The organism is Streptomyces sp. NPDC054863 (assembly GCF_053610825.1).
Map to the genome: position 1 here is coordinate 19,591 of NZ_JBSGZD010000023.1, position 26,714 is coordinate 46,304.

The 26,714-nt window shown below is 73.2% G+C and carries 24 protein-coding genes; 18 read left to right on the forward strand and 6 right to left on the reverse strand.

What is annotated here, in order from left to right:
• Positions 1-9 precede the first annotated feature (9 nt).
• The 14 genes from ACWGIG_RS07315 to ACWGIG_RS07380 all read left to right on the forward strand — a co-directional run bounded on the left by ACWGIG_RS07315 (position 10) and on the right by ACWGIG_RS07380 (position 13,888).
• Complete coding sequence (locus ACWGIG_RS07315) at positions 10-270, forward strand: acyl carrier protein (RefSeq protein WP_453320551.1); 261 nt, start codon at positions 10-12, stop codon at positions 268-270.
• Entirely contained in the window at positions 267-1,538 is a 1,272-nt protein-coding gene (locus ACWGIG_RS07320) for a beta-ketoacyl-[acyl-carrier-protein] synthase family protein (RefSeq protein ID WP_453320552.1), read from the forward strand. The genes ACWGIG_RS07315 and ACWGIG_RS07320 overlap by 4 nt, the downstream gene beginning before the upstream one ends.
• On the forward strand, positions 1,528-2,559 hold the full coding sequence (locus ACWGIG_RS07325) for a hypothetical protein (protein WP_453320553.1): 1,032 nt from the start codon (positions 1,528-1,530) through the stop codon (positions 2,557-2,559). Before ACWGIG_RS07320 ends, ACWGIG_RS07325 begins: the two co-directional genes overlap by 11 nt.
• Positions 2,556-4,100 carry an AMP-binding protein gene (locus ACWGIG_RS07330; RefSeq protein ID WP_453320554.1) on the forward strand — a complete coding sequence of 515 codons (1,545 nt, stop codon included), beginning with the start codon at positions 2,556-2,558 and terminating at the stop codon, positions 4,098-4,100. Before ACWGIG_RS07325 ends, ACWGIG_RS07330 begins: the two co-directional genes overlap by 4 nt.
• Entirely contained in the window at positions 4,097-5,248 is a 1,152-nt protein-coding gene (locus ACWGIG_RS07335; protein ID WP_453320555.1) for a beta-ketoacyl-[acyl-carrier-protein] synthase family protein, read from the forward strand. Before ACWGIG_RS07330 ends, ACWGIG_RS07335 begins: the two co-directional genes overlap by 4 nt.
• On the forward strand, positions 5,245-6,261 hold the full coding sequence (locus ACWGIG_RS07340) for a beta-ketoacyl synthase N-terminal-like domain-containing protein (protein WP_453320556.1): 1,017 nt from the start codon (positions 5,245-5,247) through the stop codon (positions 6,259-6,261). Before ACWGIG_RS07335 ends, ACWGIG_RS07340 begins: the two co-directional genes overlap by 4 nt.
• Complete coding sequence (locus tag ACWGIG_RS07345; protein WP_453320557.1) at positions 6,258-7,574, forward strand: beta-ketoacyl-[acyl-carrier-protein] synthase family protein; 1,317 nt, start codon at positions 6,258-6,260, stop codon at positions 7,572-7,574. Before ACWGIG_RS07340 ends, ACWGIG_RS07345 begins: the two co-directional genes overlap by 4 nt.
• Positions 7,571-8,566 (forward strand): beta-ketoacyl synthase N-terminal-like domain-containing protein, encoded by a 996-nt coding sequence (locus ACWGIG_RS07350; protein WP_453320558.1) that lies wholly within the window; start codon positions 7,571-7,573, stop codon positions 8,564-8,566. Before ACWGIG_RS07345 ends, ACWGIG_RS07350 begins: the two co-directional genes overlap by 4 nt.
• On the forward strand, positions 8,567-9,373 hold the full coding sequence (locus tag ACWGIG_RS07355) for an SDR family oxidoreductase (RefSeq protein WP_453320559.1): 807 nt from the start codon (positions 8,567-8,569) through the stop codon (positions 9,371-9,373).
• A gap of 82 nt (positions 9,374-9,455) precedes the next feature.
• Positions 9,456-9,710 carry an acyl carrier protein gene (locus ACWGIG_RS07360; protein WP_453320560.1) on the forward strand — a complete coding sequence of 85 codons (255 nt, stop codon included), beginning with the start codon at positions 9,456-9,458 and terminating at the stop codon, positions 9,708-9,710.
• Positions 9,711-9,824: 114 nt separating this feature from the next.
• Complete coding sequence (gene fabG, locus ACWGIG_RS07365) at positions 9,825-10,571, forward strand: 3-oxoacyl-ACP reductase FabG (RefSeq protein WP_453320561.1); 747 nt, start codon at positions 9,825-9,827, stop codon at positions 10,569-10,571.
• Complete coding sequence (locus ACWGIG_RS07370) at positions 10,568-11,560, forward strand: alpha/beta hydrolase (protein ID WP_453320562.1); 993 nt, start codon at positions 10,568-10,570, stop codon at positions 11,558-11,560. The genes fabG and ACWGIG_RS07370 overlap by 4 nt, the downstream gene beginning before the upstream one ends.
• Positions 11,557-12,615 carry an LLM class F420-dependent oxidoreductase gene (locus ACWGIG_RS07375; RefSeq protein ID WP_453320563.1) on the forward strand — a complete coding sequence of 353 codons (1,059 nt, stop codon included), beginning with the start codon at positions 11,557-11,559 and terminating at the stop codon, positions 12,613-12,615. Before ACWGIG_RS07370 ends, ACWGIG_RS07375 begins: the two co-directional genes overlap by 4 nt.
• An 85-nt stretch (positions 12,616-12,700) precedes the next feature.
• Positions 12,701-13,888, forward strand: coding sequence for an NAD(P)/FAD-dependent oxidoreductase (locus tag ACWGIG_RS07380; RefSeq protein WP_453320564.1), 1,188 nt, complete (start codon positions 12,701-12,703; stop codon positions 13,886-13,888).
• 112 nt (positions 13,889-14,000) lie between these two features.
• Here the strand turns inward: ACWGIG_RS07380 and ACWGIG_RS07385 are convergent, their stop codons facing one another.
• The 3 genes from ACWGIG_RS07385 to ACWGIG_RS07395 all read right to left on the reverse strand — a co-directional run bounded on the left by ACWGIG_RS07385 (position 14,001) and on the right by ACWGIG_RS07395 (position 18,221).
• Complete coding sequence (locus ACWGIG_RS07385) at positions 14,001-14,423, reverse strand: acyl-CoA thioesterase (RefSeq protein ID WP_453320565.1); 423 nt, start codon at positions 14,421-14,423, stop codon at positions 14,001-14,003.
• A 25-nt stretch (positions 14,424-14,448) separates the two neighbouring features.
• Entirely contained in the window at positions 14,449-16,524 is a 2,076-nt protein-coding gene (locus ACWGIG_RS07390; protein ID WP_453320566.1) for a LuxR C-terminal-related transcriptional regulator, read from the reverse strand.
• A 923-nt stretch (positions 16,525-17,447) separates the two neighbouring features.
• The gene (locus tag ACWGIG_RS07395) at positions 17,448-18,221 is read right to left on the reverse strand and encodes a VOC family protein (RefSeq protein WP_453320567.1); all 774 of its coding nucleotides are present in this window, start codon (positions 18,219-18,221) and stop codon (positions 17,448-17,450) included.
• Positions 18,222-18,469: 248 nt separating this feature from the next.
• Here ACWGIG_RS07395 and ACWGIG_RS07400 point away from each other — a divergent pair, with 248 nt between their 5' ends.
• On the forward strand, positions 18,470-19,297 hold the full coding sequence (locus tag ACWGIG_RS07400) for a sulfurtransferase (RefSeq protein ID WP_453320568.1): 828 nt from the start codon (positions 18,470-18,472) through the stop codon (positions 19,295-19,297).
• 67 nt (positions 19,298-19,364) lie between these two features.
• Here ACWGIG_RS07400 and sepH read toward each other — a convergent pair whose 3' ends face one another.
• Positions 19,365-20,471 carry a septation protein SepH gene (sepH, locus tag ACWGIG_RS07405; protein WP_453320569.1) on the reverse strand — a complete coding sequence of 369 codons (1,107 nt, stop codon included), beginning with the start codon at positions 20,469-20,471 and terminating at the stop codon, positions 19,365-19,367.
• A gap of 529 nt (positions 20,472-21,000) precedes the next feature.
• On the opposite strand from sepH, the gene ACWGIG_RS07410 reads away from it, so the two are divergent.
• Complete coding sequence (locus ACWGIG_RS07410) at positions 21,001-21,924, forward strand: hypothetical protein (RefSeq protein ID WP_453320570.1); 924 nt, start codon at positions 21,001-21,003, stop codon at positions 21,922-21,924.
• A 32-nt stretch (positions 21,925-21,956) separates the two neighbouring features.
• Here ACWGIG_RS07410 and ACWGIG_RS07415 read toward each other — a convergent pair whose 3' ends face one another.
• Together ACWGIG_RS07415 and ACWGIG_RS07420 are read right to left on the reverse strand one after the other, a co-directional pair.
• Complete coding sequence (locus ACWGIG_RS07415; protein WP_453320571.1) at positions 21,957-23,273, reverse strand: D-arabinono-1,4-lactone oxidase; 1,317 nt, start codon at positions 23,271-23,273, stop codon at positions 21,957-21,959.
• Entirely contained in the window at positions 23,236-24,483 is a 1,248-nt protein-coding gene (locus ACWGIG_RS07420; protein ID WP_453320572.1) for an MFS transporter, read from the reverse strand. Before ACWGIG_RS07420 ends, ACWGIG_RS07415 begins: the two co-directional genes overlap by 38 nt.
• 161 nt (positions 24,484-24,644) lie before the next feature.
• On the opposite strand from ACWGIG_RS07420, the gene ACWGIG_RS07425 reads away from it, so the two are divergent.
• Positions 24,645-25,814 carry a ferrochelatase gene (locus ACWGIG_RS07425; RefSeq protein WP_453320573.1) on the forward strand — a complete coding sequence of 390 codons (1,170 nt, stop codon included), beginning with the start codon at positions 24,645-24,647 and terminating at the stop codon, positions 25,812-25,814.
• 20 nt (positions 25,815-25,834) lie between these two features.
• The gene (locus ACWGIG_RS07430; RefSeq protein WP_453320574.1) at positions 25,835-26,662 is read left to right on the forward strand and encodes an inositol monophosphatase family protein; all 828 of its coding nucleotides are present in this window, start codon (positions 25,835-25,837) and stop codon (positions 26,660-26,662) included.
• Positions 26,663-26,714 lie beyond the last annotated feature (52 nt).

Below are 26,714 nucleotides of genomic sequence, written 5' to 3' on the forward strand. Positions count from 1 at the left end.
GCACGGTCAATGTCCGAGGTGCAGAACATTTCCGCTCTCGACCGGGTGCGTGCCATCGTCGCGGAAGTCCTGGAGATCGACGTCGAAAGCGTGGAACCGGATGCGAGTTTCTACGACGAACTGGCGGCGGACTCCCTGGAGAAGGTCGAAATAGCCGTCCGGGTGGAGCGGGAATTCGATGTCCCGGTAAGCCCCGACGAGGCGTCCGGCATGACGTCGGCATCGGCCGTGCTGGCGCTGCTGCGTGCCAAGGGGAAGGTGGACCGATGACGACTGCCGTCGAGTGCCCTCCGGGGCGCGCCGGCATCGTGGTGACGGGGCTCGGCGCGGTGTCGCCCGCCGGACTCGGTCACCGGGCGCTGTGGGACGCCGTACGCGGGGGCCGGGTGACGACGGGACCCGTCACCCGTTTCGACACCTCCCGCCATCCCTCGCACCGCGCCGGGGAGATCCCCCGGTCCACGCTGTCCCGGCTCGACTCCATCGTGCCGCCGCACCGTTCGCTCGCCGCGCGCTGCCTGGCCGCCGCAGCGGCGGAAGCGGTACGGGGCGCCGGACTCACCGGGAGCGGAGGCAGCAGCCGGGGCCGCGCACGTACCGCAGGCGCTACCCGCACCGGTGTCTTCGCCGGGACGGTCATGGGCACCAGGCCGGTCCTGGACCACGGCATCACCCCCGCCGGACTGACGGCCGAGGGCTCCGAATGGGCCGAACCGGAACGGCTGCTCGACCTGGTGCCCGGGGTCGTTCCCGTGGACGGGCCCGTGGTGCTGCTGGCCTCTGGCTGTTCCGTCGGTGGCGACGCCGTGGCGTGCGGCGCCGCCGCGATCTTCGAGGGGGAGGTGGACGTCGCGATCTGCGGAGGGGCCGAGGAGCTCTCCCAGGAGGTGTTCGCCATGTTCACCACGCTGCGGGCCCTCGCCCCCGACGTCGCCCGGCCCTTCGACGGCGACCGGCTCGGCATGCAGCCCGCGGAGGGCGCCGCCGTCCTGGTCCTGGAGAGCGCCGAGCACTGCGCCGCACGCGGCGGCCGGCCGCTGGCCGTCCTCCTGGCGCACGGTGCGGCAGCCGACGCGCACCACCTCACCCGGCCGCGGCCGACCGGCGACGCCCTCGTCGCGGCGATCGGCACCTGTCTGCGGGACGCGGGCCGGGCGCCCGAGGAGATCGACTGGGTGTGCGCGCACGGCACGGGCACCCCGGCGAGCGACGGCGTCGAGGCGAGGGCGATCGCCTCCGCCCTCGGCGGGCCCGGACGGCGCAGGCCCGTCGTGTCCTCGCTCAAGGGGGTGCTCGGCCACACCCAGGGCGCGGCGGGCGTGCTCGAAGCGGTGGTGGCGGTGCACGCGCTGTCCGCGGGGCACCTCCCGGGCAACGCCACCCTCCGCAGGCCCGACCCGGCCTGCGCCGACCTGGACCTGGTGCCGCCGCAGGGGCGCCGGGCCCCCGTCGCCACCGTGCTCAGCCTCGCCTTCGGGCTGGGCGGCGGAGTGTCCGCACTCCTGCTCGGCGCGGCCGGAGGCGACCATGGGGTCTGAGAGCGTACGCACCGTCCGGCGCGGCACCGTCCGGCGCAGTACCGCCCCGCGTGGCCCCGTCCGGCCCGTCCCCGCGCGGCAGTTGGCGGTGGCCGTCGCCGGGATCGGTGTCCGGCTGCCCGGAGCCACGCGCCTGTCGGATCTGCACGCCCCGTCCGGCCTCCGCCGCTTCGCGCACGAGGCGCCGGAGCACGACCACGCGCTCGCCGCCGCGACCGACGCCGTGACAGCCGCGTCCACGAGAAACGTGCCAGGGGAGCCGGGCGCCGCCACCGCCACCGTGTGGGCCTCGTCCACCGCCGGACTCACCGCCTACGCGCAGACCTGCGCCGACATCCCGGAGTTCGGGCCGGACCGGGTCTCCCCGAGGCGATCGGCGCACTCCGCGTTCACCGCGCCCGTGACGGCGGTGTCCGTAGGCCTCGGCCTCGTCGGGCCGTACCTGAACCTGACCGGGGAGCAGGACGCCGGCGCGCACGCCGTCACCGAAGCCGTACGACTGCTGACGCAGGGCCGGTGCGAGCGCGTCGTGGTCGGAGGCTCGGCGGACACGTCCGCATGGCGCTCCGGCCCCGGCGGCGACCCGGCCGACGGCGCACTGTGCGCGGTGCTCCAGCGATACGCCCCGGACGACGGGGGCGCGACCGTCCGCCCGGTCCTCAGGGGCCGTACGGACCACCGAGGCCTCGACGCCTTCGTCCGCTCCTGCCTGGAACGCCTCGACGGGCCGCCGGACCACCTGGTCCTGTCCGCGCCCGCGACGGACACCCGCGCCGCGGGAGCCCTGGCCCTGCTGTGCGCCGCACCACTGCTGCGGATCGAGGAGCACCTCGGTGACCTGGGCGCCGCCGGAGGCATTGCCGCACTGGTCACCGCGGTCGCCCTGACGACCGCCCCCGGCCCCCTGGCGCCACCCCCCGGCCCTCTGGAACAACCGGGTCCGCGCGTCCTCGCGCTGGCCCTCGGCAGCGGCAACGCCGTCGCCCTGGAAGTGACGTCCCGAAGGAAAGGTCCGCGATGAAACTGGTGGAACTACTGGTGGGCAAGCACGTCTCGGCAGGTGCGGGTGACCGCGTCAGCCACGTGGACCCCGACGTCGGCGAGGTGACCTACGCGCGCCTCCACGACGCCGTGACCGACTACGCACAGGCCCTGCGCGAGCGCGGGGTGCCCGCGGGCACCCGGGCGCTGGTGGTGGCCGACGACTCGGTGGCGACCACCGCGGCGATCCTGGGCCTGTGGTGGCACGGCTGTGTGCCCGTGCCGGTCAGCCCCGCCCTGTCCGACGCCGAACTGCGCTTCATGGCCGCGGACTGCGAGGCCGGGTTCGCACACTTCGACCTGCCGAACGCCGCCCGGCGGGAGCTGGGCGCGGACGTCGACCGGCTGCCGCACACCACGGGCGACGAGGTCCGCACGGCCTTCGAAGCCGACGCCGGGCCCCGGGCGCAGGCTCCGGGTGCCCCGGCCGACGAGGCCGACTGGGCCGCCGGACAGCCGGCGCTGATCCAGTACACCTCGGGCAGTACGGGATCTCCCAAGGGAGTGCTGCACGCGGCCAGCGGCATCGAGGCCGTCGCCGCGTCGGTCGGCTCGCTGCTCGGTCTCGGACCCGACGACGTGGTGCTCTCCACCGCCAAGGTGTCCTTCGGGTACGGCTTCGGGAACTCCGTCGTCCTGCCGCTCGCCGTGGGCGCCCGCACCGTGGTGCTGCGCGGCGGCGTCGACGCGCACGCGGTGTACAGCGCGCTGCGCCGCCACCGGCCGACCGTGCTGTTCTCCGTACCCAGGATGTACGTCGCCCTGCTCGCCCTGGCCGCAGGTCACGGCACCGACGCGACGGCCTCGCTGCGGCTGGCGGTGACGGCGGGCGAACACTGCCCCGCCGCGCTCGCCGACCGGGTGCGCGAGACGTTCGAAGTGCCGCTGGTCAACGGCCTGGGTGCCACCGAGGCCCTGCACTTCGTCGTCGCCACCCCGCCCGCTGCCATCACCGCGGGAGCCACCGGTCTTCCGGTCCCGGGCGCCACCGCGACCGTCAGGGACGAGGACGGCGGACCGGTCCCGCAGGGAACCGAGGGCAGGCTGCACGTGTCCGGGCCCTCCGTGGCGCTCGGCTACCTCAACAGGACCGAGGCCACCCGCCGCACCTTCGCCGACCGGGGCGTCTACACCGGAGACGTCGTCCGCCGCGACGAGGCGGGCGAGCTCTGGTACCTGTGCCGCGCCGACGACCTGCTGAACATGGGCGGCTACAAGGTCGCCCCCGGTGAGATCGAGGCGGTCGTGCGCGAGGCCGGAGAAGTGGCGGAGTGCGCGGTCGTGGCCGTGAGCGACGAGAACGGACTCGACCAGGCGGTGGCCTACGCCGTCCCCGTGCCGGGCGCCGACCCCAGCGTCGTCCGCAAGGCGGTCCTCGCCCTGCTCCGCACCCGCCTGGCGGCCTTCAAGCGCCCGGCCAGGGTTGAGGTCATCGACGTCCTGCCCACCACATCCACGGGAAAGCTCGCCCGCAACCGGTTGCGGGAGTCCGCGGGACAGGAAGCGGGGGCCGCCCGATGAGCTGGGACATCACGGGCCTCGGGGCCGTCGCGAGCATCGGCGCCGACCCGCGCGCCGTCTACGACGCCCTGTGCGCGGGCCGCAGCGGCCTCTCCGACCTGCACGCGTTCGACGGGGACAAGTACCGGGCCAAGCAGGCGTACGAGATCGACGACCGCGGCCCGGACGGCGGCGACCGACCGCTGCGCGCCACCCGCTGGCTGGAGACCGCGGTCGAACAGGCCCTCGCCGACGCCGGTCTGGACTCCGGTGCAGCCGGGACCGACGACATCCCGGTCCTCGTCGGGACGACGCTGAGGGAACAGCGCTCCGCCGAACTCTGGTGGCGCGACGGCGCCCCGCTGACCGTGCGGGACCTGCACTTCGGCGGCGCGCTGCGGGACCGGTTCGGCACGGCGCAGAGCTACACCTTCGCCAACGCCTGCGCCGCCACGCTGTACACGCTGGGCATGGCCACCGACATGATCGAGCTCGGACTGGCCGACACCGTGGTGGTGGCGGGCACCGACTCGATCACGGAGAGCGCCTTCGGGACGCTCGACCGGGTCCAGAACGAGACGCCGCGCGCACTGCGGCCCTTCGACCGGGCCCGTGCGGGCATGCTGATGGGCGAGGGCTCGGTCGCCGTCGTCGTCCAGCGAAAGGGCGCCGCCCGCAAGGGAGTTCACGCCGTCGTCCGCGGCGTCAGCATGAACTGCGACGCCGCGCACCCCACCGCCCCCGACCCGACGACCATCTCCTGGGCGATCAGGGACGCGCACCGCAGGGCAGGACTCAAGGCCGAGGAGATCGACCTGGTGATGCTGCACGGCAGCGGCACCCGGCTCAACGACTCCGCCGAGGCGACCGCCGTGTCCGGAGTCTTCGAGGGCGCGGGCGCCGGCCCCCTGCTCACCGCCATCAAGTCCATGACGGGACACACCCTCGGAGGATCGGGGCTGCTCAGCCTGGTCACCGCGGCCTTCGCGCTGCGCCACGGCGTCGTCCCGCCCGTAGTGGGCCTGACCGACCCGATAGAGGAGGCGGCAGGGCTGCGCCTGGTCCGCGACCGGGCCGCCACGGCCCGACTGTCCACCGCACAGATCAACGCGTTCGGCTTCGGCGGCATCAACGCCGTGGCCGTCCTGGAGAAGGGGGACCGCCCGTGACCGCGCGGCACACAGCGGATACGGCGAAGGCCGTCGTGATCACCGGAGTGGGCACCGCCATCCCCGGCCTGACGGAAGCCGCCGACCTCCTGGCCCCCGAGGGCCCCGAGGCTCCCGAGGGCGGGTTCGACCCGGCGACCGGCCTCAAGGGCAGGGAGATGCGGCACAAGGACCGGGCATCGCGCCTCGCCCTGCGCGCCGTGGGCCCCGCCCTGAGCCGGGCGGGCCTGCTGTCCGACGACGGCGAGACGTACACGGGACCCGGCGACACCACGGCCGTGGTGATCTCCACCAACTTCGGCAACCTCGACAGCGTCTGCGACTTCGTCGACACCCTCACCGAGCACACCGTCACCGGACTGAGCCCGCTCGGCCTGCCGCACACCTCCTCCAACGTGATCGCCGGCTGGATCGCCATCCGGTACGGGATGCGCGGGCCGAACCTCACGGTGTGCAACGGGGCGACGAGCGGGGCCGACGCGCTCTACTGGGCGCGCAACCTGCTCGCCGTGGGCAGGGCCGAGACGGTCGTCGTCATCGGGGTCGAGCCGGACACCGAGCCCGTCGCCAGGCTGCTGGACGACGGCTCGGGCCGCGGGGTGCTCGACGGTGCGGCGGCACTGGTCCTGGAGTCGGCCGAGCGGGCCGCCGCACGAGGCGCCCGCCCCCTGGCCACGCTGTCCCGCAGCGTGCGCGCCGCCGACTCCGCCACGGCCGTGGCCCAGGCGGTGCAGGAGGGCGAACCCGCGGCCGGACTGTGGCTCGGTGCGGCCGGGAGCGCCGGTGCGGCCGGGGACGCCGGTGCGGCCGGGGACGCCGGTACGGACTCGCCGGTGGACCTCACCGTACGGCTCGGCCACTGCTCGGGAGCGCTCGGCGTCGTCCAGGCCGCGGTGGGCGCCGCCCACCTCGCCGCGGGCCGCCCCGGACCGGTACTGGCCACCAGCGGCGGGGGAGAGACGGACGACGCGGCTGCCGCACTCGTACTGACCGGAGTCGGTGAGGCGGCGTGAGCGCGCCGGGAGCATCCGGCCGCCGGGTGGTCGTCACCGGCCTCGGCGCGATCTCCTGCCTGGGCTCGGGCGTGCCCGCCTTCTGGCAGGGCCTCGCCTCGGGAGGGGGCGCGCCCCGGCCGGTGACCGACCCCCACGCACGTATGGCCAACCGGCTGATGTACCTGGTCCCCGAGGCCGACGTCCCCGAAGGGCCCGAACACCACGCCCACGTGGAGCTCGCCGCGGGCCCCCGGATGGCGATCGCCGCCGCCCACGAGGCGGTGTCGGACGCCGCTCTGGACGACGCGCAGCGCGAACGGCTCTGCGTCGTACTGGGCGTGGAGATGGGCAACGCGGGCCGGCACGAGGCCCGCCGGTCCGCCGCACACGACGCGTCGAACAGCCGGTCCGCCGAGCACGACGCGTCGAGCAGGTCCGCCGAGCAGGACGCGCCCAGCAGCCGGTCCGGCGACCCCGAAGCACCGTCCGGCCGGGCCGCCGGGAGGTGGTCCCCGATGACGGTGACCTCCGCCGCGGTCTCCGCCGCGATCGGCGCCACCGGCGGCAGCACCAGCGTCGGCAACGCCTGTGCGGCCAGCGGCTACGCGGCGGCGATCGCCGCCGACATGATCCGGGCAGGGGAGGCGGACCTGGTCCTCACCGGCGGCGCGGAGGGTCCCACCCGCGTGGGCATGGGCGTCTTCAACCGCATCGGCGCGGCCGACCCGGTGGCCTGCCGGCCCTTCGACACCGAACGGCAGGGCACTCTCTTCGGCGACGGCGCGGCGATGCTGGTGCTGGAGTCCGCCGAGCACGCCGAGGCGCGCGGGGCGAAGGTGTACGCGGAACTCTCCGCCGCCGCGTTCAGCTGCGACGCCCACCACCCCACCGCCCCCGACCCCGGTGGCAGCCAGGCCGTGCGCGGCATGCGCCGGGCACTGGCCGACGCGGGCCTGAAACCCGGCGACGTCGGGGGAGTGGTGCCGCACGGCACGGGCACCGAGCTCAACGACGTGGTGGAGAGCGAGGCGCTGCACGAGGTGTTCGGCGAACTCGCCGCGGAACTCCCCCTGTTCAGCCTCAAGGCCATGATCGGGCACACGGCGGGAGTCGCCGGAGCGTTCGGCGTGCTGACCGCGGCACTGATGCTGCACCACGGGCGGCTCCCGGCCAACGCGCCCGTCACCGCGCAGGATCCGCGCTGCGCGGTGTGGCTGCCGCAGGACGCTCCCGTGCCGCTGAACGCGCCCGCCGTACTGGTCAACGCCTACGCGTTCGGCGGCAACAACGTCTCGCTCGTCCTGTCGGGCGCACCGGGAGCCGCCGCATGAGCGCACTCCACGTGCTCGGGGTGGGCGTCTGCCTGCCCGGCACCGACAAACCCACCGAAGCACTGTCCCCGGCCGTCACCAGCACCCCCGGGCCCGGCTGGCTCGACGTGGCCGCCGTGCTCCCCGGGCGCGGCTACAAACGCCTGCCCCCGGCCTGCCAGTACCTGCTCGCCGCCACCGCGAACGCCCTGACGGACGCGGACGGCGCACTGTCCGCGGTCCCCGCCGAACGCCGCGGCGTCGTCGTGGGAACGGGCAACGCGGGCATGGCCCTGCTGGACGAGCAGGACCGCACCATCATCGGCCTGGGCGCGGACGCCATCGCCCCGCTGACGGCGCCGTACTTCGCGATGAGCCTGTTCGCGTCCCGGCTGGCCACGGAGCACCAGGTCAACGGCTTCACGCTGACCGTCAACTCGCCGCGCACCGCCGCCCTGGACGCGCTCCGCGCCGGCGGCAGGGCCCTGGCCGCGGACCGGGCCGACGTGCTCGTCGTCGGCGCGACCGAGGAGACGCTGCCCGCGGGCGAACCGGGCGCCGACGGCAGCGACACCGGAGCCGTCGCCCTCGTCTGCGCCCGCGCGGACGGCCGGCCCCCGGCGTCCTCGTACGGCACGGTGCGGGTGCGCGACGCCTTCCTGGCGCCGGGCACCCGACCGGGCCGCGCACTGGACCACGCCTGGCGCGCCCTCACCGAAGACGGCGACGGGACTCCCCGGGCCGACGTGGCCGTCGACGCGATCGTCGACGACTCGCCCGTCGGCGAGGCCGTCACGGCCTGGCTCGGCACCCGGTGCGCCGACCTCACCGTCTCCCCGGCCGGCGCCGGAGCGCTCACCCCGCTGCGCCACCTCGCCGCAGCGCTCGCCGCCCGGGACGGCCACGGCCGGATCGTCGTGACGGCCGCGGCGGAGGGCAACGTGGCGTTCGCCCGGCTGGACGCCCCCGTGCACGTACCCCCCATCCACCCCCAGCAGAACGGGAGCCGATAAATGATCACAGAAATCCAGGGGTCCTGGTCGCTCGTCCTGGGCGTCTCCAGCGGCTTCGGCCGGGCCGTCGCCAGGGCTCTCGCGGAACGCGGCGGCAACGTCATCGGTGTGCACTTCGACACCGCGGACGGCGCGGAGGCCGCCGAGAAGTTCGCCGACGAGCTCCGCAACACCGGAGTGTCCGCGCACTTCTTCAACCTCAACGCAGCGAGCGCGAACACCCGCAGGGAGGTGGTCGGCCAGGCCGTCGAACTCGCCGGGGACAAGGGCATCCGCATCCTGCTGCACTCCCTGGCGTTCGGCACGCTGCTGCCGTTCGCACCCGCGCCGGACGGGCCGCAGGACCAGGAGACCGTCAACTCCCGGCAGTTGGCGATGACCCTCGACGTCATGGCCAACAGCCTCGTCCACTGGACCCAGGACCTCCTCGCCGCCGGCCTGCTCCGGCGCGGCGCGAAGATCTACGGAATGACCAGCGCGGGCAGCACCCACGTCCTGGACAGCTACGGACCCGTCTCCGCGGCCAAGGCGGCACTGGAAGCCCATCTGCGCCAGCTGGCAGCCGAGTTGGCCCCGCGCGGCATCGCCGCCAACGCACTGCGCGCGGGCACCACGCTCACGCCGGCCCTGGAGAAGATCCCGGGCAGCGCCGCGTACGCCGAGGTGTGCCGGACCCGCAACCCGCACCAGCGTCTCACCGAGCCCGAGGACGTCGCCGAGGCGGTCGTCCTGCTGTCGATGTCCGACTCGTCGTGGCTCACGGGCAACGTCATCGGCATCGACGGCGGCGAGATCCTCGCCGCCTGACCCCCCTGCCACCACCGCACCCCACCCCGCGAGGCCCGGAAGATCCGGGCCGGCACCCACCCGTACGGAAGGAAACCACCACATGTCCGAGAACACCGCCGTCGCCGTCGACACCGAGGAACTGCGCTCGCTCGTCGCGGACGCACTGGAGCTCCCCGTCGAAGAGGTCGCCGACGAGGCGCACTTCGTCGAGGACCTCCAGGTCGATTCGCTGATGGCCCTGGAGATCGTCGTGAACCTGGAGAAGAAGTACGGAATCAAGGTCGCAGAGTCCGACTTCAAGGAGGTCTCCAACCTGCTCCAGGTCCGCGCGCTGGTCGACTCGAAGCTCCGGTAACCACCGTCACGAGCGCTGTCCGTGGGGCTCCCGCGCCCGTCGCGGGGCCCCGCGCAGCCGGCCGGCCAACGCCCCCCGAAAGACCGACCCGCAAGCCCACCGAAAGGCAGCAACATGTCAGACGGCGCACGACCGGTCGCCCTCGTCACCGGCGGATCCCGAGGCATCGGAAGGGCCGTGGTCACCCGGCTCGCCCGCGACGGCTTCGACGTGGCGCTCTGCTACCGCTCCGACACGGGCGCGGCCGAGCAGGTCGCCAAGGAGGCCACCGCGCTCGGCGCACGGGTCCTCACCCAGTCGCTGGACGTCGCCGACCCGGCCGCGGCGCGCGAGTTCGTCACCCGGACCGAGGAGGACCTCGGCCCGCTGGACGCCGTGGTCACCAGCGCGGGCATCGTGCGGGACAACCCGCTCGTGCTGATGGAGGACGACCAGTGGCGTGACGTCATCTCCACCAACCTCGACGGCACCTACACCATCTGCCGCGCCTCGGTCTTCTCCTTCATGAAGCGCCGCACCGGCACCATCGTGACCATGTCGTCCGTGGCGGGCGTGTACGGCAACGCCACCCAGAGCAACTACGCCGCTTCCAAGGCCGGCATCATCGGCTTCTCCCGCTCGCTGGCCAGGGAGGTCGGCAAGTACGGCATCCGCGTCAACTCCGTCGCCCCCGGCCTCATCGAGACCGACATGACGGCCGACATGACCGACGCCGTCAAGAAGCAGATCCTGGGCAAGGTCCCGCTGGGACGCTTCGGGGCGGCCGACGAGGTCGCCGACCTGGTCTCCTTCCTGGTGTCCCCGCGCGCCGCGTACATCAGCGGCCAGGTGCTCGGCATCGACGGAGGTCTGGTGGTGTGAGCGGCACCAGCGGTACGAACCGCCGCACGCGCCGCGCGGAACCGGGCGGGGGGCCCGCCGCGCTGCTCACCGCGCCCCTCGACGCCCTGCGCACCGCGTACACCGCCTTCCACCCGCCCAGGCCCGAACGCAGGCGCCGCCCTGAGCAGTTCGGGCTCGGGGCGCAGGAGGTGACCGTCCCCGCGGGCAGGGCCGGCCGGACACTCGCCGGCTGGCTCTGCCGGGGCGAGCGGACGGACCGCGTGGTGCTGCTCGGCCACGGACTCGGCCTGGACAAGTCCCGCAGCCTGCCCTACGCCCGCTACCTGCACCGGGCCGGACACACGGTGCTGCTGTTCGACTACCGCAACCACGGCGACAGCTTCCAGGACCGCTCGTTCACCGGCTTCGACCGGAGGTTCGGGCACGACACCGTCGCCGCCGCCCGGTACGTGAGCGCCCTGCCGGAGTACGCGGGCGCGCGGCTCGTCCTGTACGGCTTCTCGCTCTCGTCGTTCGCGATGCTGCGCGCGCTGCGGACGCTGCACCCGGTCGTCGACGCGGTGGTCTGCGACAGCGGGCCCGCCTGCGACCCCCCGGCGATCTCCCCCAACCTGCTGCGCGAGGGGCTGCTCCCGCTGCCGCAGCGCTCCCGCGGCGGAAGGGCGGGGGCGCTCGCCCAGCGGTCCTTCGAACTGTTCAACCACCTGACCATCGGCGGCGCCGACTGGCCGCCCGCCCCGGCCGCACCCGGCTACGCCACCACCCCGATGCTGTTCATCGGGGGCGGCGCGGACGCCGTGGTGCCCGCCGACGAGATCCTGCGGCTGGCCCGCCGCTACCCGCAGGCCCAGACCCTCGTGCTCCCCGAAGCCCGCCACCTGCGCGGTCTGTGGACCGACAAGGAGCGCTACACCTCGACCGTCCTGGAGTTCCTGGACCGTGCCTGCGCCCGGACCGGGAACGGCCCGCGGACGGTCGCCGATCCGACCGGGACGGTGCACCGATGAGACTCGGACTGAACCTGCGTTACCTCGGCAACCTCGGCGCGGGCGCCGACCCGAGGACCTCCGCCGGGTACGTACGGGAGGCGGAGCGGCTCGACTACGCGGTGGCCTGGACCGCCGAGGCCTTCAGCTCGGACGCGGTGTCCCTGCTCGGCTACCTCGCCGCGCAGACCAGCCGCATCGACCTCGGCACGGCCGCCATGCAGATCCCGGCCCGCAGCCCCGCCATGACCGCGATGACCGCGACCACCCTCGACATCCTCTCCGAGGGCCGCTTCCGGCTCGGCCTGGGCGTCTCGGGGCCCCAGGTCGCCGAAGGGTGGCACGGGGCGCGCTTCGACAAGCCGCTGGCGCGCACCCGCGAGTACCTGGACATCGTCCGGATGGCACTGCGCCGCGAGGACGTCGTCTACGACGGTGCGCACTACCGGCTCCCGCTGCCCGAAGGACCGGGCAAACCGCTGCGCCTCGGCACCCGGCCGCGCCGCGCGGACGTGCCGGTCTACCTGGCGGCGGTCGGCCCGCGCAACGTGGAACTGGCGGGGGAGATCGCCGACGGCTGGCTGTCCGTGTTCTTCCAGCCCGAGACCGTCGCCGAGCACCTGCCGCTGCTGCGGGCCGGCCGGGAGAGGGCGGGCAAGGACCTGGCGGGGTTCGACATCGTCTCCTCGATGCCCGCGGTCGTCGGCGACGACGTGGCCGCGTGCGCCGACCGCGTCCGCATGTACACCGCGCACTACCTGGGCGGCATGGGCTCCCGCAAGGAGAACTTCTACAACCGCCTCGCCGCCCGCATGGGCTACCAGGACGCCGCACGGCGCGTCCAGGAGCTGTACCTGGAGGGCCGCCCGCGCGAGGCAGCCGCGGCGATCCCCCAGCGGTTCCTGGAACGGACCTGTCTGCTGGGCCCCGTCGAGCGCATCGCCGACACCCTGCGGGAGCACGCGGCGGCGGGCGTCACCACGCTCTCCGCGATGATCTTCCCCGCCGACGCGGAGGACGGCCTGCGGACCCTGCGCGCCCTCGCCGACGCGCTGGACAAGGCGGGCGTCGGCTGACGCGCGCACCGTGTCCCCGCCCCCGTAACCCAGCCCCGTACCTCAGCCCCCGTACCCCCGACCTCCAGGAAAGGCACGGTCACCCGTGTACGACGTCATAGTGGTGGGAGCGCGGGCCGCCGGCTCCCCGACAGCGATGCTCTTCGCCCGCGCCGGATACCGCGTGCTGCTGCTGGACCGCATCCGCCATCCCCGCGACACCCTCTCGACCCTCTACATCCACCAGCCGGGCGTCGCCCACCTGAACCGGTGGGGAGTGCTCGACGCGGTCGCCGCCACCGGCTGCCCGCCGCTCGACCACGCCCGTCACCAGGTCAAGGACGTGGTGCTCGAAGGCTGTTCGTGGCCGGCCGACGGCATCAGCGCCGCGTACGCCCCGCGCCGCTACCTGCTGGACCGCATCCTCACCGAGGCGGCCGTCGCGTCCGGTGCGGAGTTCCGCGAACAGTCCACGGTCGACGAGCTGGTCTTCGAGGGGGGCCGGGTGGCCGGTGTCCGCTACCGGTCGGGCCGGCGGCAGTTCGAGGAGCGGGCCCACCTGGTGGTGGGCGCGGACGGCATGCGCTCGAAGGTCGCCGAACTCGCGGGCGCCGGTATCGAGTCCGAGGATCCCATGCTGACCTGCGCGTACTACTCGTTCTGGTCGGGAATCGACACCGGCACCGGCTTCGAGGTGTACGAGGGCACCCGCAAGTGGGCCGGCTTCGTCCCCACCAACGACGGACTGACCCTGGTCGGCACCTACTTCCCGATGGCGGAGTACGACCGGGTGCGCGCGGACGCCCGCAGCGCCTACCTGGAGAACATCTCCGCGATCACGCCCGCGCTGGCCGACCGGATGGCCGGCGCGACGCAGGAGGACCGGCTCTTCGGCACCGGGGACCAGCGCAACTTCTTCCGTCGGGCAGCGGGCTCCGGCTGGGCGCTGGTGGGGGACGCGGGCCACCACAAGGACTCGCTCACCGGCAAGGGCATCACCGACGCCTTCCGGCAGGCGACCGCGCTCGTCGAGTGCGTCGGCGACGGGCTGCGGGACGGGCCCCTGCTGGACAAGGCGCTGAGCCGGTACGGCGAGCGCCGGGACGACCTGGTCATGGACGGCTACCGGGACACCCTGGCCGCGGCCGAGCTGCGTCCCGGCCGCCGGCTGCCGCTGATGCGCGCCATCGTGGGCGACCCGGGGATGACCGCGCGGTTCTTCTCCACGATCTCCGGGGTGCTGCCCTCCAGGGAACTGATGACACCTGAGCTGCGGGAGCGCGTGGGGGCGTGACGGGCCGCCGCCCCGGTGCGGCAGAGCGCGCCCGGGGCGGCCGCGGACCAGGGACCCGCAGCAGGGTCGGAGCCCAAGGGCCCCGCGGCAGGGTCGGGGCCCGGCAGCACCGTCAGAGCCCGGCCACCTCCGGATTGGCCGCCACCGAGCGGAAGGCCTCCCGGGGGTCGGAGACGAGCCTGCGGGCGTCCAGGTCGAGGATGCCGCCCACGTTGAAGACCTCCGCCACGAGCGTGCCGTCGGCCCTGGTCATGGTCTGCTCCACCCGGAAGCTCTTGCCCTCGCCGAAGACGAAGACGCAGTTGATGTCCACCTCGTCACCGGCGACCACCTCGCGGTGGTACTTGATGGTCGTCTCCAGATTGACCGGGCTGACGCCCTTCTTCAGCAGGTCGCTCTGGTTGATCCCGGCCGCGCGCAGCAGTTCCCAGCGCGCGTGCTCGGCGTGCTGGAGGTACACGTTCCCGTTGAGGTGTCCCTGCGCGTCGGTCTCGTAGACGCGAACGGTGACCCGGACCGTGAACGGCTTCGCCATGTTCTTCCTTTCTGAGGTGCGCACTTCATGCGCCGTGGGTGACGTGGCGGGCGACTTCCACCCGTGAACCGATGCCGAGTTTCCGGAAGATCGCCCTGAGGTGGTAGTTGACGGTGTGGGGGGACAGCCTGACCCGCCGCGCGACCTGGCGGTTGGTCAGCCCGTCGCTGACCAGGTGGGCGATGGTGCGCTCGGTCTCCGAGAGCGCCTCCCAGCCCGCGGTGGCGGTCCTGCCCCGGCGGGGAGCGCTCGCGACGGGCGTCCCGTGCTCCTCCATGAAGGCCCGGATCCGCTCGATGTCGCCCTGTGAGCCGATCTGTACGAAGCGCCGCAGCGCGGACCGCAGCGCGGCGGCGCCGAGGGCGCCGTTCTTCTCCTCCTGCGCGCTCAGCAGTACCCCCAGGTCCTCCTCGGCGAGCGCCCCCGCGCACGGGCTGACGTGCTCGTGCGCGGCCGTGCGCAGCGCCTCGGAGTCCCGCTCCAGCAGCCCCCTGGCGTGCAGGGCGGTGACGGCCAGGGTGGGACGGCCGGGGTTGGCCGCGGCGAACCTCTCGGCGGCCGTCACCACGGTCGAGGCGAGCGGCATGTCGTCCGCCGCGAGTGCGAGCCTGACGAACCAGGCCGCGGCAGCCGCCTCCTCGACGAACAGCTGGGGCGAGGTCAGGAGATGGGTGTACCTGGTGGTCAGCAGCTCCGCCGTGCGCCGCGGGCTCAGCTGCGCGGTGGCCACCAGGCACTCCCCCCAGTCGAAGTGGATCGAAGGGAAGACGGTGCTGTCGGCGCCGACGGCCGCCCGGCAGCGCCACACGTAGTCGGCGGCGGACGCCAGGTCGCCGCGGCGCAGCGCGACCAGGATCAGCACCGCCTGGCCGACCGGCACGCTCCAGCCGCCACCGGTCTTCGCCGCGATCTCAAGACCGGTCCTGGCGGAGTCCTGGGCCTCCTGGAGCCGGCTGGACTGGAGCAGCAGCATGGCCCTGGCGATCAGCGGCGTCGCCGTGTGCGGGGGGCCGAGCGCCTCGGCCTCCCTGCGGGCCGCGCCGATCAGCTCCTCCGCCTCCTCGAACCTGCCGATGTCGGACAGCTTGGTGGCCAGCGCCAGCTTCACGTACGGGGACCACATCGGCGGGGTGGCCGGGCCGAGGCGCTGGACGGCGCGCTGCCCCCAACCGAGTCCCTCGGTGAGGTTTCCCACGGCCCATTCCAGGTTGGACATCACGACGGTGGCGGTCACCGCGTCCGCCTCGTCGTCGCGGCCCCGGTGGGTGTCGAGCAGCGCCCGCGCACGGGTGGTGGCGCGCTGCACGCCGTCGGCGAAGAGCGAGACCGTGTTGCGGGTGACCCGGTCGGCCCGGTCCGCGAGCGGAGCGTCGGAGCTCCCGGTGAGCTCCACGTCGGCGTAGTGCGCCTGCAGCATGCCGGTCAGCCCGGCCCGCAACTCGTCGGCGAGCCCCAGCGGCAGGGGCTCGGTGCGGGTGCTGCGGGCCATCAGCAGGGCGGGCAGCAGCCGTTGGGCGAGCCCGGGCCCCGTGGACGACGCCGGGAGGGGGGCCGGCGCAGGCAGCGGGGCGGGCGTCTCCACGGAAGCCGGTACGGGGGCGCCGGGCGGGCGGCCTCCGGCGACCGGGTGGCCCCCGGTGACCAGGAGCTCCGGCGGCATCGGCACCTGGAGGCAGTGCTGGCTGCGCAGGGCGCTCACGTCCTGGCGCAGCGCCTGACGGACCGCGGCGGGCAGCGCCTCGGCGACGGAACGCCGCACCAGCTCGTGCTGGAACACCGTCTGCTCGCCCGGGCAGATCAGCAGCCCCGAGGCGATGGCCTCGTTCAGCGCCGGAAGCATCGACGCCGTGGTCTCCCGGAGCATCGAGGCGACCTCGACGACCATGAAGGACCCGCCGACGGCCGCGGCCACCTGGACGAGTTGGCGGGCCTTGTCCGACAGCGATTCCAGCCAGTGCTGCGCCAGGTCGCGCACCCGCCGCGGGATGCGTGCGTCCGTCAACCGGGCCCGGTCGTGGGAAATCTCCACGGAGCCCTCTTCACGCAATCCGTGGATCAGCTCCACGATCAGGAGCGGATTTCCCCCCGCGCCGGAGATCATCTCGGCCAGTTTCACATCGGGAACGGCCCCGAGAATATCGGCGGCGAGCTCTGTCGAAGAGGATTCGGAAAGCCTGCCGAGCTCAATTCGCTGACATCCGGCGAATTCACTGGAAAGACGGCGAATCGATTGGTTCTGCGATCCCGTACGAAGGCCGATTATCCGGATGAGGGGCGCCGTACGAGAATTACTCGGAGGCTCGTAATGGGCCAGTGAAGCAACTGCCTCGGTCAATTCCTCGGGGACGTTGTGCAGGTTGTCCACCACTACCAGCCGGGGCTTGGAGCTCACGGCGGCGGAGTCGAGCACCGCCATGAGGGACGCCGTCTCCTGCCGTCCCGCCGGCCCGCCCGCGGCGGGGTTCAAGAACGAGGAAACAGTGAAGTCGAGCCGTTCCGCGGCCCGTTGGGATTCCAGCAGCAACCGGGACTTGCCCGTTCCCGACGGCCCCTGGACGGTGAAGGTGCCACTGCTTCCCGCGGCACCTGCGGCGAGTAATTGCGCTATTCGATCTATTTCTGTTTTCCGGCCGACAGTCCGAATCAATTCAGTGCGTTCTGTCATGGCGCCTTAAAATATCGGTTCAAGTGAAGGCCTGGGCATCGGGACGGAAGACGGCGGGTGACAAGACACGGAATTCTCCCTCCGCAACTGCGGTCGAATGGCAGGCTAACGCCTTGCTCCAGACTGGCATGCGGACCGTCCGAAAGCGGAGACGGCCCGTCTAATTTAACATGTGACCTTCGTCTCAGTTCCAGGATTTCCGTAAAATTTACCTGGTTCCGAAGAATGGGTCTTTTTGTGTCGTGTTCCATGTGAACGGGATGTGTCCACGGTCTGCCGATGAATTCACGCCCCGCCGATGGATTCCCGCCATTGTCCGGGCGACAGGTTTCGAGGAGCGCCGCAGGGAGAACGCGGAGCTAGGACGCCGTCCGTACGATCGTGAACACCGCGCCCTCCGGGTCCGAGACCACCGCGGTCCGCCCGGTCGTGCTCTCGCGCGGCGGCTGAAGGACATGGCCGCCCAGGTCGGAGACCAGGCGGGCCGCCCCGTCGGTGTCCTCGACCTCGAAGTACGTCATCCAGTGCGCGCCCCGGTCGCGGGGCAGCGCGTGGCCCACGCCGTGCAGCGAGGCCACCGGTTTCCGGCCGACCAGCAGCGTCGTGAAGTCGAAGTCGGCCGAGACGACCGCCTCCGTCTCGTATCCGAACACCGCCTGGTAGAACTTCGCGATGCCGGCCGTCTCACGCGTCACCAGCTCGTTCCAGACCGGCGTCCCCGGCGCCCCGGCGACTGCCGCGCCCGGGTGCGACGCCGCCTGCCAGAGTCCGAAGACCGCGCCCGCGGGGTCGGCCACGAGCGCCATCCGCCCCGCGTCACCCGCGTCCAGCGGACCGACCGCGACGGTGCCGCCGCTGCTGGTGACCGCCTGCGCGCTCGCCCCCGCGTCGTCGGTCGCCAGGTAAGGCGTCCAGGCGGTGGGCAGGTGCCGGTCGGCGGGCAACTGCCCGATGCCGGCGACCTCGTGCCCGTCGAGCAGGGCCCGGACGTACGGGCCGAGCTGCTGGGGCCCCGGCCGGAACTCCCAGCCGAACAGGGCCCCGTAGAACTCCTGGGTGCCGGTCAGCCGGTGCACCATCAGACTCACCCAGCACGGGGTGCCGGGCGTGTGCCGTGCGGCAGCCTCGGTCATCGTCTTGTCTCCTCGGACCATTCGTGGTGGCCGTAACAGGATGACGACCGGTGCACGAAAGCGCACCAAGTCGTTACGGGGCGTGCACGCCGTTGTGCGGTACGGATTCGTGCCCCGTGCAGATGCTTGCACCACCCGACGCGCGGCGCGCCCCGGCCGCGCCGCGCGCCGGGTTTCGACCTCGTTACGAGACGGTCGGGCCCGAGGTACGTTCCGGGCCGGCCGACCGCTGCGCAAGGATGGCCCCCATGAACGCCATCATCTCCGCAGCCGACCTCGCGAGCGAGTCGGCAGGACCCCGCCCGCCCGTCCTCCTCGACGTCCGCTGGCAGCTCGGCGGCCCGAATCTGCGCCCCGCATACGAGGCCGGGCACCTGCCGGGCGCGGTCTTCGTCGACCTGGACGCGGAACTCGCCGGAGCACCCGGAGCCGGCGGACGGCACCCGCTGCCCGACCCGGCGGCCTTCGGCGCGGTGATGCGCAGGGCGGGAGTCCGCGCGGCGACGCCGGTCGTCGTGTACGACGGCGGGCTCGGCTGGGCGGCGGCGCGCGCCTGGTGGCTGCTTCGGTGGTCCGGGCACCAGGACGTACGCGTGCTGGACGGCGGGCTCGCGGCCTGGGAGGGCGAGCTGTCCACGCGGCTCCCGACCCCGTCCGAGGGAGATTTCCAGCCAGTACCGGGAGGGGTGGGGCTGCTGGACGCCGACGCCGCGGCGGAACTCGCGGATCGCGGGCTGCTGCTCGACGCCCGGGCCGCCGAGCGCTACCGGGGCGACGTCGAGCCCATCGACCGTATCGGCGGCCACATCCCGGGCGCGGTCTCCGCCCCCACCAGCGAGAACACCGCGGCCGACGGCCGCTTCCTGTCCGCGGCGGAGCTGAAGGAACGCTTCGGGGCGCTGGGCGCCTCGGGAGCGTCCGCCGTCGGCGTGTACTGCGGGTCCGGGGTCTCCGGCGCCCACGAGGTGCTGGCCCTGGAGATCGCGGGCATCCCGGCGGCGCTGTACGCGGGCTCCTGGTCCCAGTGGTCATCGGACGAGTCCCGGCCGGTGGCCACCGGCCCCGAACCCCGCTAGCCGTACGCACGACGAGGGGCCCGTACGCCGGACGTACGGGCCCCTCGCCATGACGACGTACCGCCGTCTACTCCTGCTTCTTGCGGCGCGTACCGAAGACGATCTCGTCCCAGCTGGGCACCGCGGCCCGGCGACCAGGACGCACTCCGTCCGCCTCCGCCTGCCGGTCGGTCGTGCCGACCAGACGGTCCCTGTGCCCGGCCACGGCGCGCGGCATCAGCACGTCCGCGTACGCCGCTCCCGCACCGGCGGACGCCGCGGGCGGCTCCTCGGGCACGGACTCCTGCTCGTCCAGGTCGATCGGGGACGGGGGCTCGGGAGGCGCGGGCGGAGCGGGTCGTTCCGGTACCACCATGTCGCCCCGGAAGCTGGGCACCGCCTCAAGAAGGCTGGTCAGCGAGTCGCGGTCGTTGCTGCCCTCGTCGGCCTCCAGCGCGGCCGGCGGCGCGGGCCGCTCCATCGGCCGGTCCAACTGCCGGTCCAGGGCGCGGTCCAGTGGACGCTCCAGGGAACGGTCGAGGGCGCGGTCCAGCGGCCGGTCGCGCGGCAGCCGTGCGATCCGGGGCACGAACGGGAAGCTCGGCTCGGGCGCCGCCGGGATGTCGTCGCTCTCGCCGATCAGCGAGCGCGCCTCGTCGTCCACGGCCGCGACCAGCCTGCGCGGCGGGTCGTAGGTCCAGCTCGCCGAGTGCGGTTCGCCCGCGACCCGGTAGACGAGGAGGACTTCCCAGGTGCCGTCGTCGCGGCGCCAGGAGTCCCACAGCACGGTCTCCTTGTCGGCGCCGCGCAGCAGCAGACGCTCCTGCACCGCCTCGCCGAGCTGGGGTCCCGCGTTCTCGCCGGGGCGGCGGACCGGAGTCTTCCTGGCGCGCTCGGCCATGAACGCGCGCTCGGCGAGCACGGGGCCCTCGAAGCGGCGCACCCGGTCGACCGGGATACCGGCCATCTGGGCGACCTCTTCGGCCGAGGCTCCGGCTCGTATCCGCGCCTGGATGTCGCGAGGGCGGAGGTGACTCTCCACCTCGATCTCGATCTGGCCGAGGCGGGCGCGGTCGTTGCGGACGGCGGCACGCAGTCGCTCGTCGATCGGAAGCGTGTACTCCGTGCTGTCCGCAGCCTTCAAAACCAGCCGTGTGCCGTCGTTGCTGACGGCCACGACACGCAGTTCGGGCATGGGGACCTCCCGGGTGGTGCCTGCCGACGTCACGTGCGTCGCTGCTTCCGCTAGTCGAGTGTGGCCTGCCCGGGTGCAGCCTGCCACTACCTTGCCGTGTTGCCCGGCGTGTCGGGCGTTGCGCCCTGGTTCGCCGTTATGGCACGGTGACCTGTTGTCGACGCAAAGTAACCATTGGTCACCCTGTGTAGCAGGTACCCGTCGATGCCGTGGCGCCGCCGGTGCGAGTGCCGTTCGGCCCCCTCCCGAAGGGCCCGGACGCCCATGGGGGAGACCGGATCCAGGGCTCGCCACAGTACTCCATTCGGGCCACATGGGTGGACCGGCGCGCCACCGAAGTTCTCCCCGTGAACGGGAGTTGCCAAGCCTCCCGCGGAGTCAACTCCGTGAGCCCCCTCCTGCCCCGCGGGCGAGGTGTGACGCCCCCGGGTGTCCTGATTCACAGAATGAGCAGAATCGGAACTTTTGACTTCGCCCAAATGTCCCTTCCTGTAGCAAGGTGCAACGGATGGGCAAACAGAGGCTGTAGATGGACAAGAAGCTGGATACCGGTTCAGAACCGGCCAAGCGCCGCATCGACCTGAGCGTGGCGCAGGTCGCGGGCAGCGCCGTGGCCGCCGTGGTCGCGGCCGTGCTGGCGTCCAAGCTGGGCGTGTACGGAACGGTCATCGGCGCCGGTGTGGTCAGTGTGGTCGCCACCAGCGGCGGAACGATTTTCCAGCACTTCTTCAAGCGCACCGGCGAGCAGCTCCGCGAGGTCACCGTCCACGCGAAGCCGAAGGGCCGGCAGCCGTACGTGGACGGCGCCACGCGGGTGCTGCGTTCGGTCGAGGTCCCGGCGGGCCTGGGTGCGGGGCAGCCGTCGGGGGACGGCGGGTTCACCGAGGGCACCGTGCACGGCACCCGCGTGCGTGGCTGGAAGCGGTCGGCGGTCGGGGCCGCGGTGGTGTTCGCGGTGGCGATGGGCGGGATCACGACGTACGAGCTGGTCGCGCAGGAGGACCTCAGCGGTGGCGCGGGCACCAGCGTGGGGAACTTCGTCCGCGGCGGCGGCGAGCAGAAGGCCCCGCCCGCCCGGCAGCCCACCACCGGCCCGGACGGCAGCACCCCGGACCAGGACCGGACCCCCGGCAAGGACGCCGGCAGCCGGACCCCCGGCCCCGGCACGGGCACGGGTGCGGGAACGGGCGAGACCGGCAAGGAGACGCCGGGACCCGGCGCCACCACCACCCCCGACCCGGACGCGAGCAAGGGCACCCCGAGCGGTGGCGGCGAGAGCCCGCCGCCGACTCCGCCCGCGAAGGAGACGCCGAAGGACGGCGGGGGCCAGGGCGACGGCGGCGACGGCAGGAGCGGCGAAGGAAAGGGTGCGGACGGGGCCGACGGCGCCCGGAGTGCCGCCGGTGGCGCCCAGCGCGCCCCCGCCTCCACCGGGGACGCCCAGGCCCCGTAACGGCCCGTCACGCGCCCGCCGCAGCCCGTCCGTCAGTCGCCCAGCACCCGCCGCAGGTAGTCGTTGCCGAACAGCCGGTCCGGGTCGAGCCGGTCGCGTACCGCCGTGAACTCCGCGAAGCGGGGGTACGCGGCGGACAGGTACTCGGCGTCGCGGGTGTGCATCTTGCCCCAGTGCGGACGGCCGCCGTGCGCCGTCATGATGCGCTCGACCGCGGTGAAGTAGCCCTGGAAGGGTGTGCCCTTGTACATGTGGACCGCGATGTAGGCGGTCTCCCGGCCGGACGCGGTCGACAGCGGGATGTCGTCGGCGGGGGCGGTGCGCACCTCCACCGGGAAGCTGATCCTCAGCGGCGAGCGCTCGACCATCGCCCGCACCTCGCGCAGCGCCTGTACCGCCGCCTCGCGCGGGACGGCGTACTCCATCTCCACGAAGCGGACCCGGCGCGGGCTCGTATAGACCTTGTACGGAATGTCCGTGTACGTACGGGCGGACAGGGCGCGGCTGGCGAGCTTGGCGATCGCGGGGACGGTGCGCGGCACGGCCCGGCCGAGCGAACAGACCACCTGGAAGAGCCCGTTGGACATGAACTCGTCCTCGATCCAGCCGGCCACCTTTCCGGGCGGGGCTGCGGGACCCATGCTGCGGTTGTTGCGCTTGGTGCTGCAGTTTCCCGTGTGCGGGAACCAGTAGAACTCGAAGTGCTCGTTCTCGGCCACGAGCGCGTCGAACTCCGAGGTGACCCTGTCGAAGCTCATCGGCTCCTCGCGGGCGGTCAGGAAGAAGACCGGCTCCACGGCGAAGGTGAGCGCGGTGACGATGCCGAGCGCGCCGAGGCCCAGCCGGGCGACCGCGAAGACCTCCGGATTCTCCTTCTCGGAGCAGGTGAGGACGCGGCCGTCGGCGGTGAGCAGCTCGACCGCCTTGATCTGGGCGGAGAGCGAGGCCGACTCGCGTCCGGTGCCGTGGGTCCCGGTGCTGGTGGCGCCGGCCACCGTCTGCTCCATGATGTCGCCCATGTTCGTCAGCGACAGGCCCTCGCGGGCCAGCGCGACGTTGAGGCGCTTGAGCGGAGTACCCGCCTCCACGGTGACCGTGCCGGCTTCGCGGTCGATGCGCCGGATGCCGGTGAGGAGGTCGGGGCGGACGTGCACGCCGTCGGTGGCGGCGACGGCGGTGAAGGAGTGGCCCGTGCCGACCGGCTTGACCTTCAGGCCTTCGGAGGCCGCCCTGCGTACCGTCTCGGCGAGTTCCTCGACCGAGGAGGGGGTCACCGCCCGCGCCGGGCGGGCGGTGACGTTGCCCGCCCAGTTATGCCACGCGGTGCTCGTCTTCGTGGTGTCGCTCATCGGCGCCGTGCCCTCCCCGAGTCGGTGCCGGCCTGCCCAGCCGGCGGTACCCCAGGAACGCCACCGCGGCCGCGAGCGCCCCCGACGCGACGGGCACCACGTACGCCGCGTCCGCCCCCATCCCGTCGACCGCCCACCCTGCGGCGGACGATCCGAGCGAGACGCCGACGGCGAGACCCGTACTGGTCCACGTCATGCCCTCGGTCAGTTTGGTGCGGGGTACGTGCTGTTCGACGAGGGCCATCGTGGTCACCATCGTCGGTGCGACGGAGAGGCCCGCGACAAAGAGCGCCACGGCCAGAAACGGCAGGTTCCCGGCCAGTTGGAGGGGGATCATACTCACGGCCATCGCACACACACCCAGCAGCCACCTCTTCGTGGGGGAGCCCTTGAGGTGCAGCAGCCCGAACACCGCGCCCGCCAGGCACGATCCGGCCGCGTAGGCAGCCAGCACCAGGCTCGCCGCCGCCTTGTGGCCCTGCTCCTCGGCGAACGCCACGGTGACCACGTCGACCGACCCGAAGACGGCCCCCGTCGCGACGAAGGTGGCCACCAGGACCTGGAGCCCCGCCGACTTCAGCGCCGAACCGCCGTTGCCGCCGGGCCGGCGCGGATGCGGAGCCGGCTCCGTGGCGCGCTGCGAGGTCAGCCAGAAGACGCCCACCAGCAGGAAGACGCCCGCCACCAGCGGCCCCGCCTCCGGGAACCACGCGGTGGAGAGCCCGATCGAGACGATCGGCCCGAAGATGAAGCAGACCTCGTCGGCGATGGACTCGAAGGAGTACGCCGTGTGCAGGTCGCGCGGCGAGCCCCGGTAGATCGCCGCCCAGCGGGCCCGGACCATCGACCCGACGCTGGGCACCGTGCCCGCGCCCGCCGCGAACACGAACAGCGCCCAGTCGGGGGCGCCCTGCTGGGCGCAGACCAGCAGCCCGGCGACCGCGACGGCGGCGACCAGCGTCGCCGGGCGCAGCACCCGGCCCTGCCCGTGCCGGTCGACCAGCCGGGAGATCTGCGGGCCGAAGACGGCGGCGGACATCGCGAGCGTCGCGGCGAGCGCGCCCGCCAGCCCGTAACGGCCGGTGAGCTGGGAAATCATGGTGACGATGCCGATGCCCATCATGGACAGGGGCATCCGGCCGAGCAGGCCGGCCGCCGAGAACCCCTTGGAGCCGGGGGCGGCGAATATGGCGCGGTAGGGACTGGACAACTGTGGTTCCGCCGATCCGGCGCGCACTGGGGGCAGGCGCCGATAACACATGTAAGTGGTTCGTACAGATATCCGTACAGGTTACGTACCGGAACAGCGCCGCGACAGTGTGATCTGTGTCGGGTGCAGGCGCTCCGGGGGCGGGTGGCAGGATCGGGGGCATGCCTGATCAGCCCGACGCAGTCCTCGAAACGGCGCCCGACGCAGCGCCCGACCCGGCCCCTTACGACGCCCTGCTGCTGCTCTCCTTCGGCGGCCCGGAAGGCCCGGACGACGTGGTCCCGTTCCTGCAGAACGTGACCCGCGGCCGGGGCATCCCCGAGGAGCGCCTCAAAGAGGTGGGGCAGCACTACTTCCTGTTCGACGGGATCAGCCCGATCAACGAACAGAACCGGCAGCTGCTCGACGCCCTCCGCGAGGACTTCGCCGCGCACGGCCAAGGCGGCCTCCCGGTCTACTGGGGCAACCGCAACTGGGCCCCGTACCTGACCGACACCCTGCGGGAGATCACGCGTGACGGTCACCGCCGCATCGCCGTCCTCGCCACCAGTGCGTACGCCTCGTACTCCGGCTGCCGCCAGTACCGCGAGAACCTCGCCGAGTCGATCGCCCTCCTCAAGGAGGAGGGCCTGGAGCCGCCGCGCGTCGACAAGCTGCGGCACTACTTCAACCATCCCGGCTTCGTACGACCGATGGTGGACGGCGTCCTGAAGTCCCTGGCCGAACTCCCCGATGCCGTGCGCGCGGGCGCCCACCTCGCCTTCACCACGCATTCCATCCCGACAGCGGCCGCGGACACCTCGGGCCCGGTGGAGGAGCACGGCGAGGGCGGTGCGTACGTCGCCGAGCACCTGGACGTCGCCCGGCTGATCGCCGAGGCCGTGCAGGAGGCGACCGGCGTCGCGGACCGCCCCTGGGAGCTGGTCTACCAGTCGCGCTCCGGCGCCCCGCACACCCCGTGGCTGGAGCCGGACATCTGCGACCACCTGGAGGCCCTGCACGGCGCGGGCGCCCCGGCCGCCGTCATGGTCCCCATCGGCTTCGTCTCCGACCACATGGAAGTCCTGTACGACCTGGACACCGAGGCCACCGCGAAGGCCGCCGAACTGGGCCTGCCCGTCGCCAGGTCCGCGACCGTCGGCGCCGACCCGCGCTTCGCCGCGGCCGTGCGCGAACTGGTCCTGGAGCGCGCAGCAGTCGAGCGCGGCCTCGTGGTGCGGCCCTGTGCGCTGGGCGCGCTCGGCCCCAGCCACGACCTGTGCCCGGTCGGCTGCTGCCCCTCGCGGACCCCGAAGCCCGCCGCCGCGGGCGCCGACAGCCCGTACGCCTGATCCACACCCCTGGGAGAGCCATGAGCGACGAAGACCGGGAAGCCCTGAAGTCCGAACTGCTCGCCGTCGCGCTGGAGGCGGCCCGCCGGGCCGGTGCGCTGCTGCGCGACGGCCGCCCCGACGACCTCGGGGTGGCCGCGACCAAGACAAGCCCCGTCGACGTCGTCACCGAGATGGACATCGCCGCCGAGAAGCTGATCACCGGCTTCCTCGCCGAGCGGCGCCCCGACGACGGCGTACTCGGCGAGGAGGGCGCCTCCACCGAGGGCAGCAGCGGCGTCCGCTGGGTGGTCGACCCGCTCGACGGAACCGTGAACTACCTTTACGGACTGCCCACTTGGGCCGTCTCGATCGCCGCGGAACACGAGGGCGAGACGCTGGTCGGTGTGGTCGAGGCCCCGCTGCGGCGCGAGACGTACCGCGCCGTGCGAGGCGGCGGGGCGTACTGCGACAGCCCCTCGGGCACCGGCCGGAAGCTGAGCGTCCGCCCGGCGCCGCCGCTCGGCCGGGCGCTGATCGGGACCGGTTTCGCGTACGTCGCCGAGCGGCGGAAGCGGCAGGCCGAGATCGCCGGACGGCTGATTCCCGGCTTCCGCGACATCCGGCGCGGCGGGTCGGCCGCCATCGATCTGTGCGACGTGGCGGCCGGGAGGCTCGACGGGTACTACGAGCGCGGGCTCAACCCCTGGGACCTGGCGGCCGGCGACCTGATCGCCCGCGAGGCGGGCGCCCTGACCGGTGGCAGGCCGGGGGAGCGCCCCTCGGGAGAACTGGCGGTCGCCGCCCCGCCCGGCGTCTTCGAGCCGCTCCAGGGCCTCCTCGACGAGCTGGGCGCCTGGCACGACTGACGTGTCCCGGCGCATGCGGAGGGCCCCGCTCCGGACGAACCGGAACGGGGCC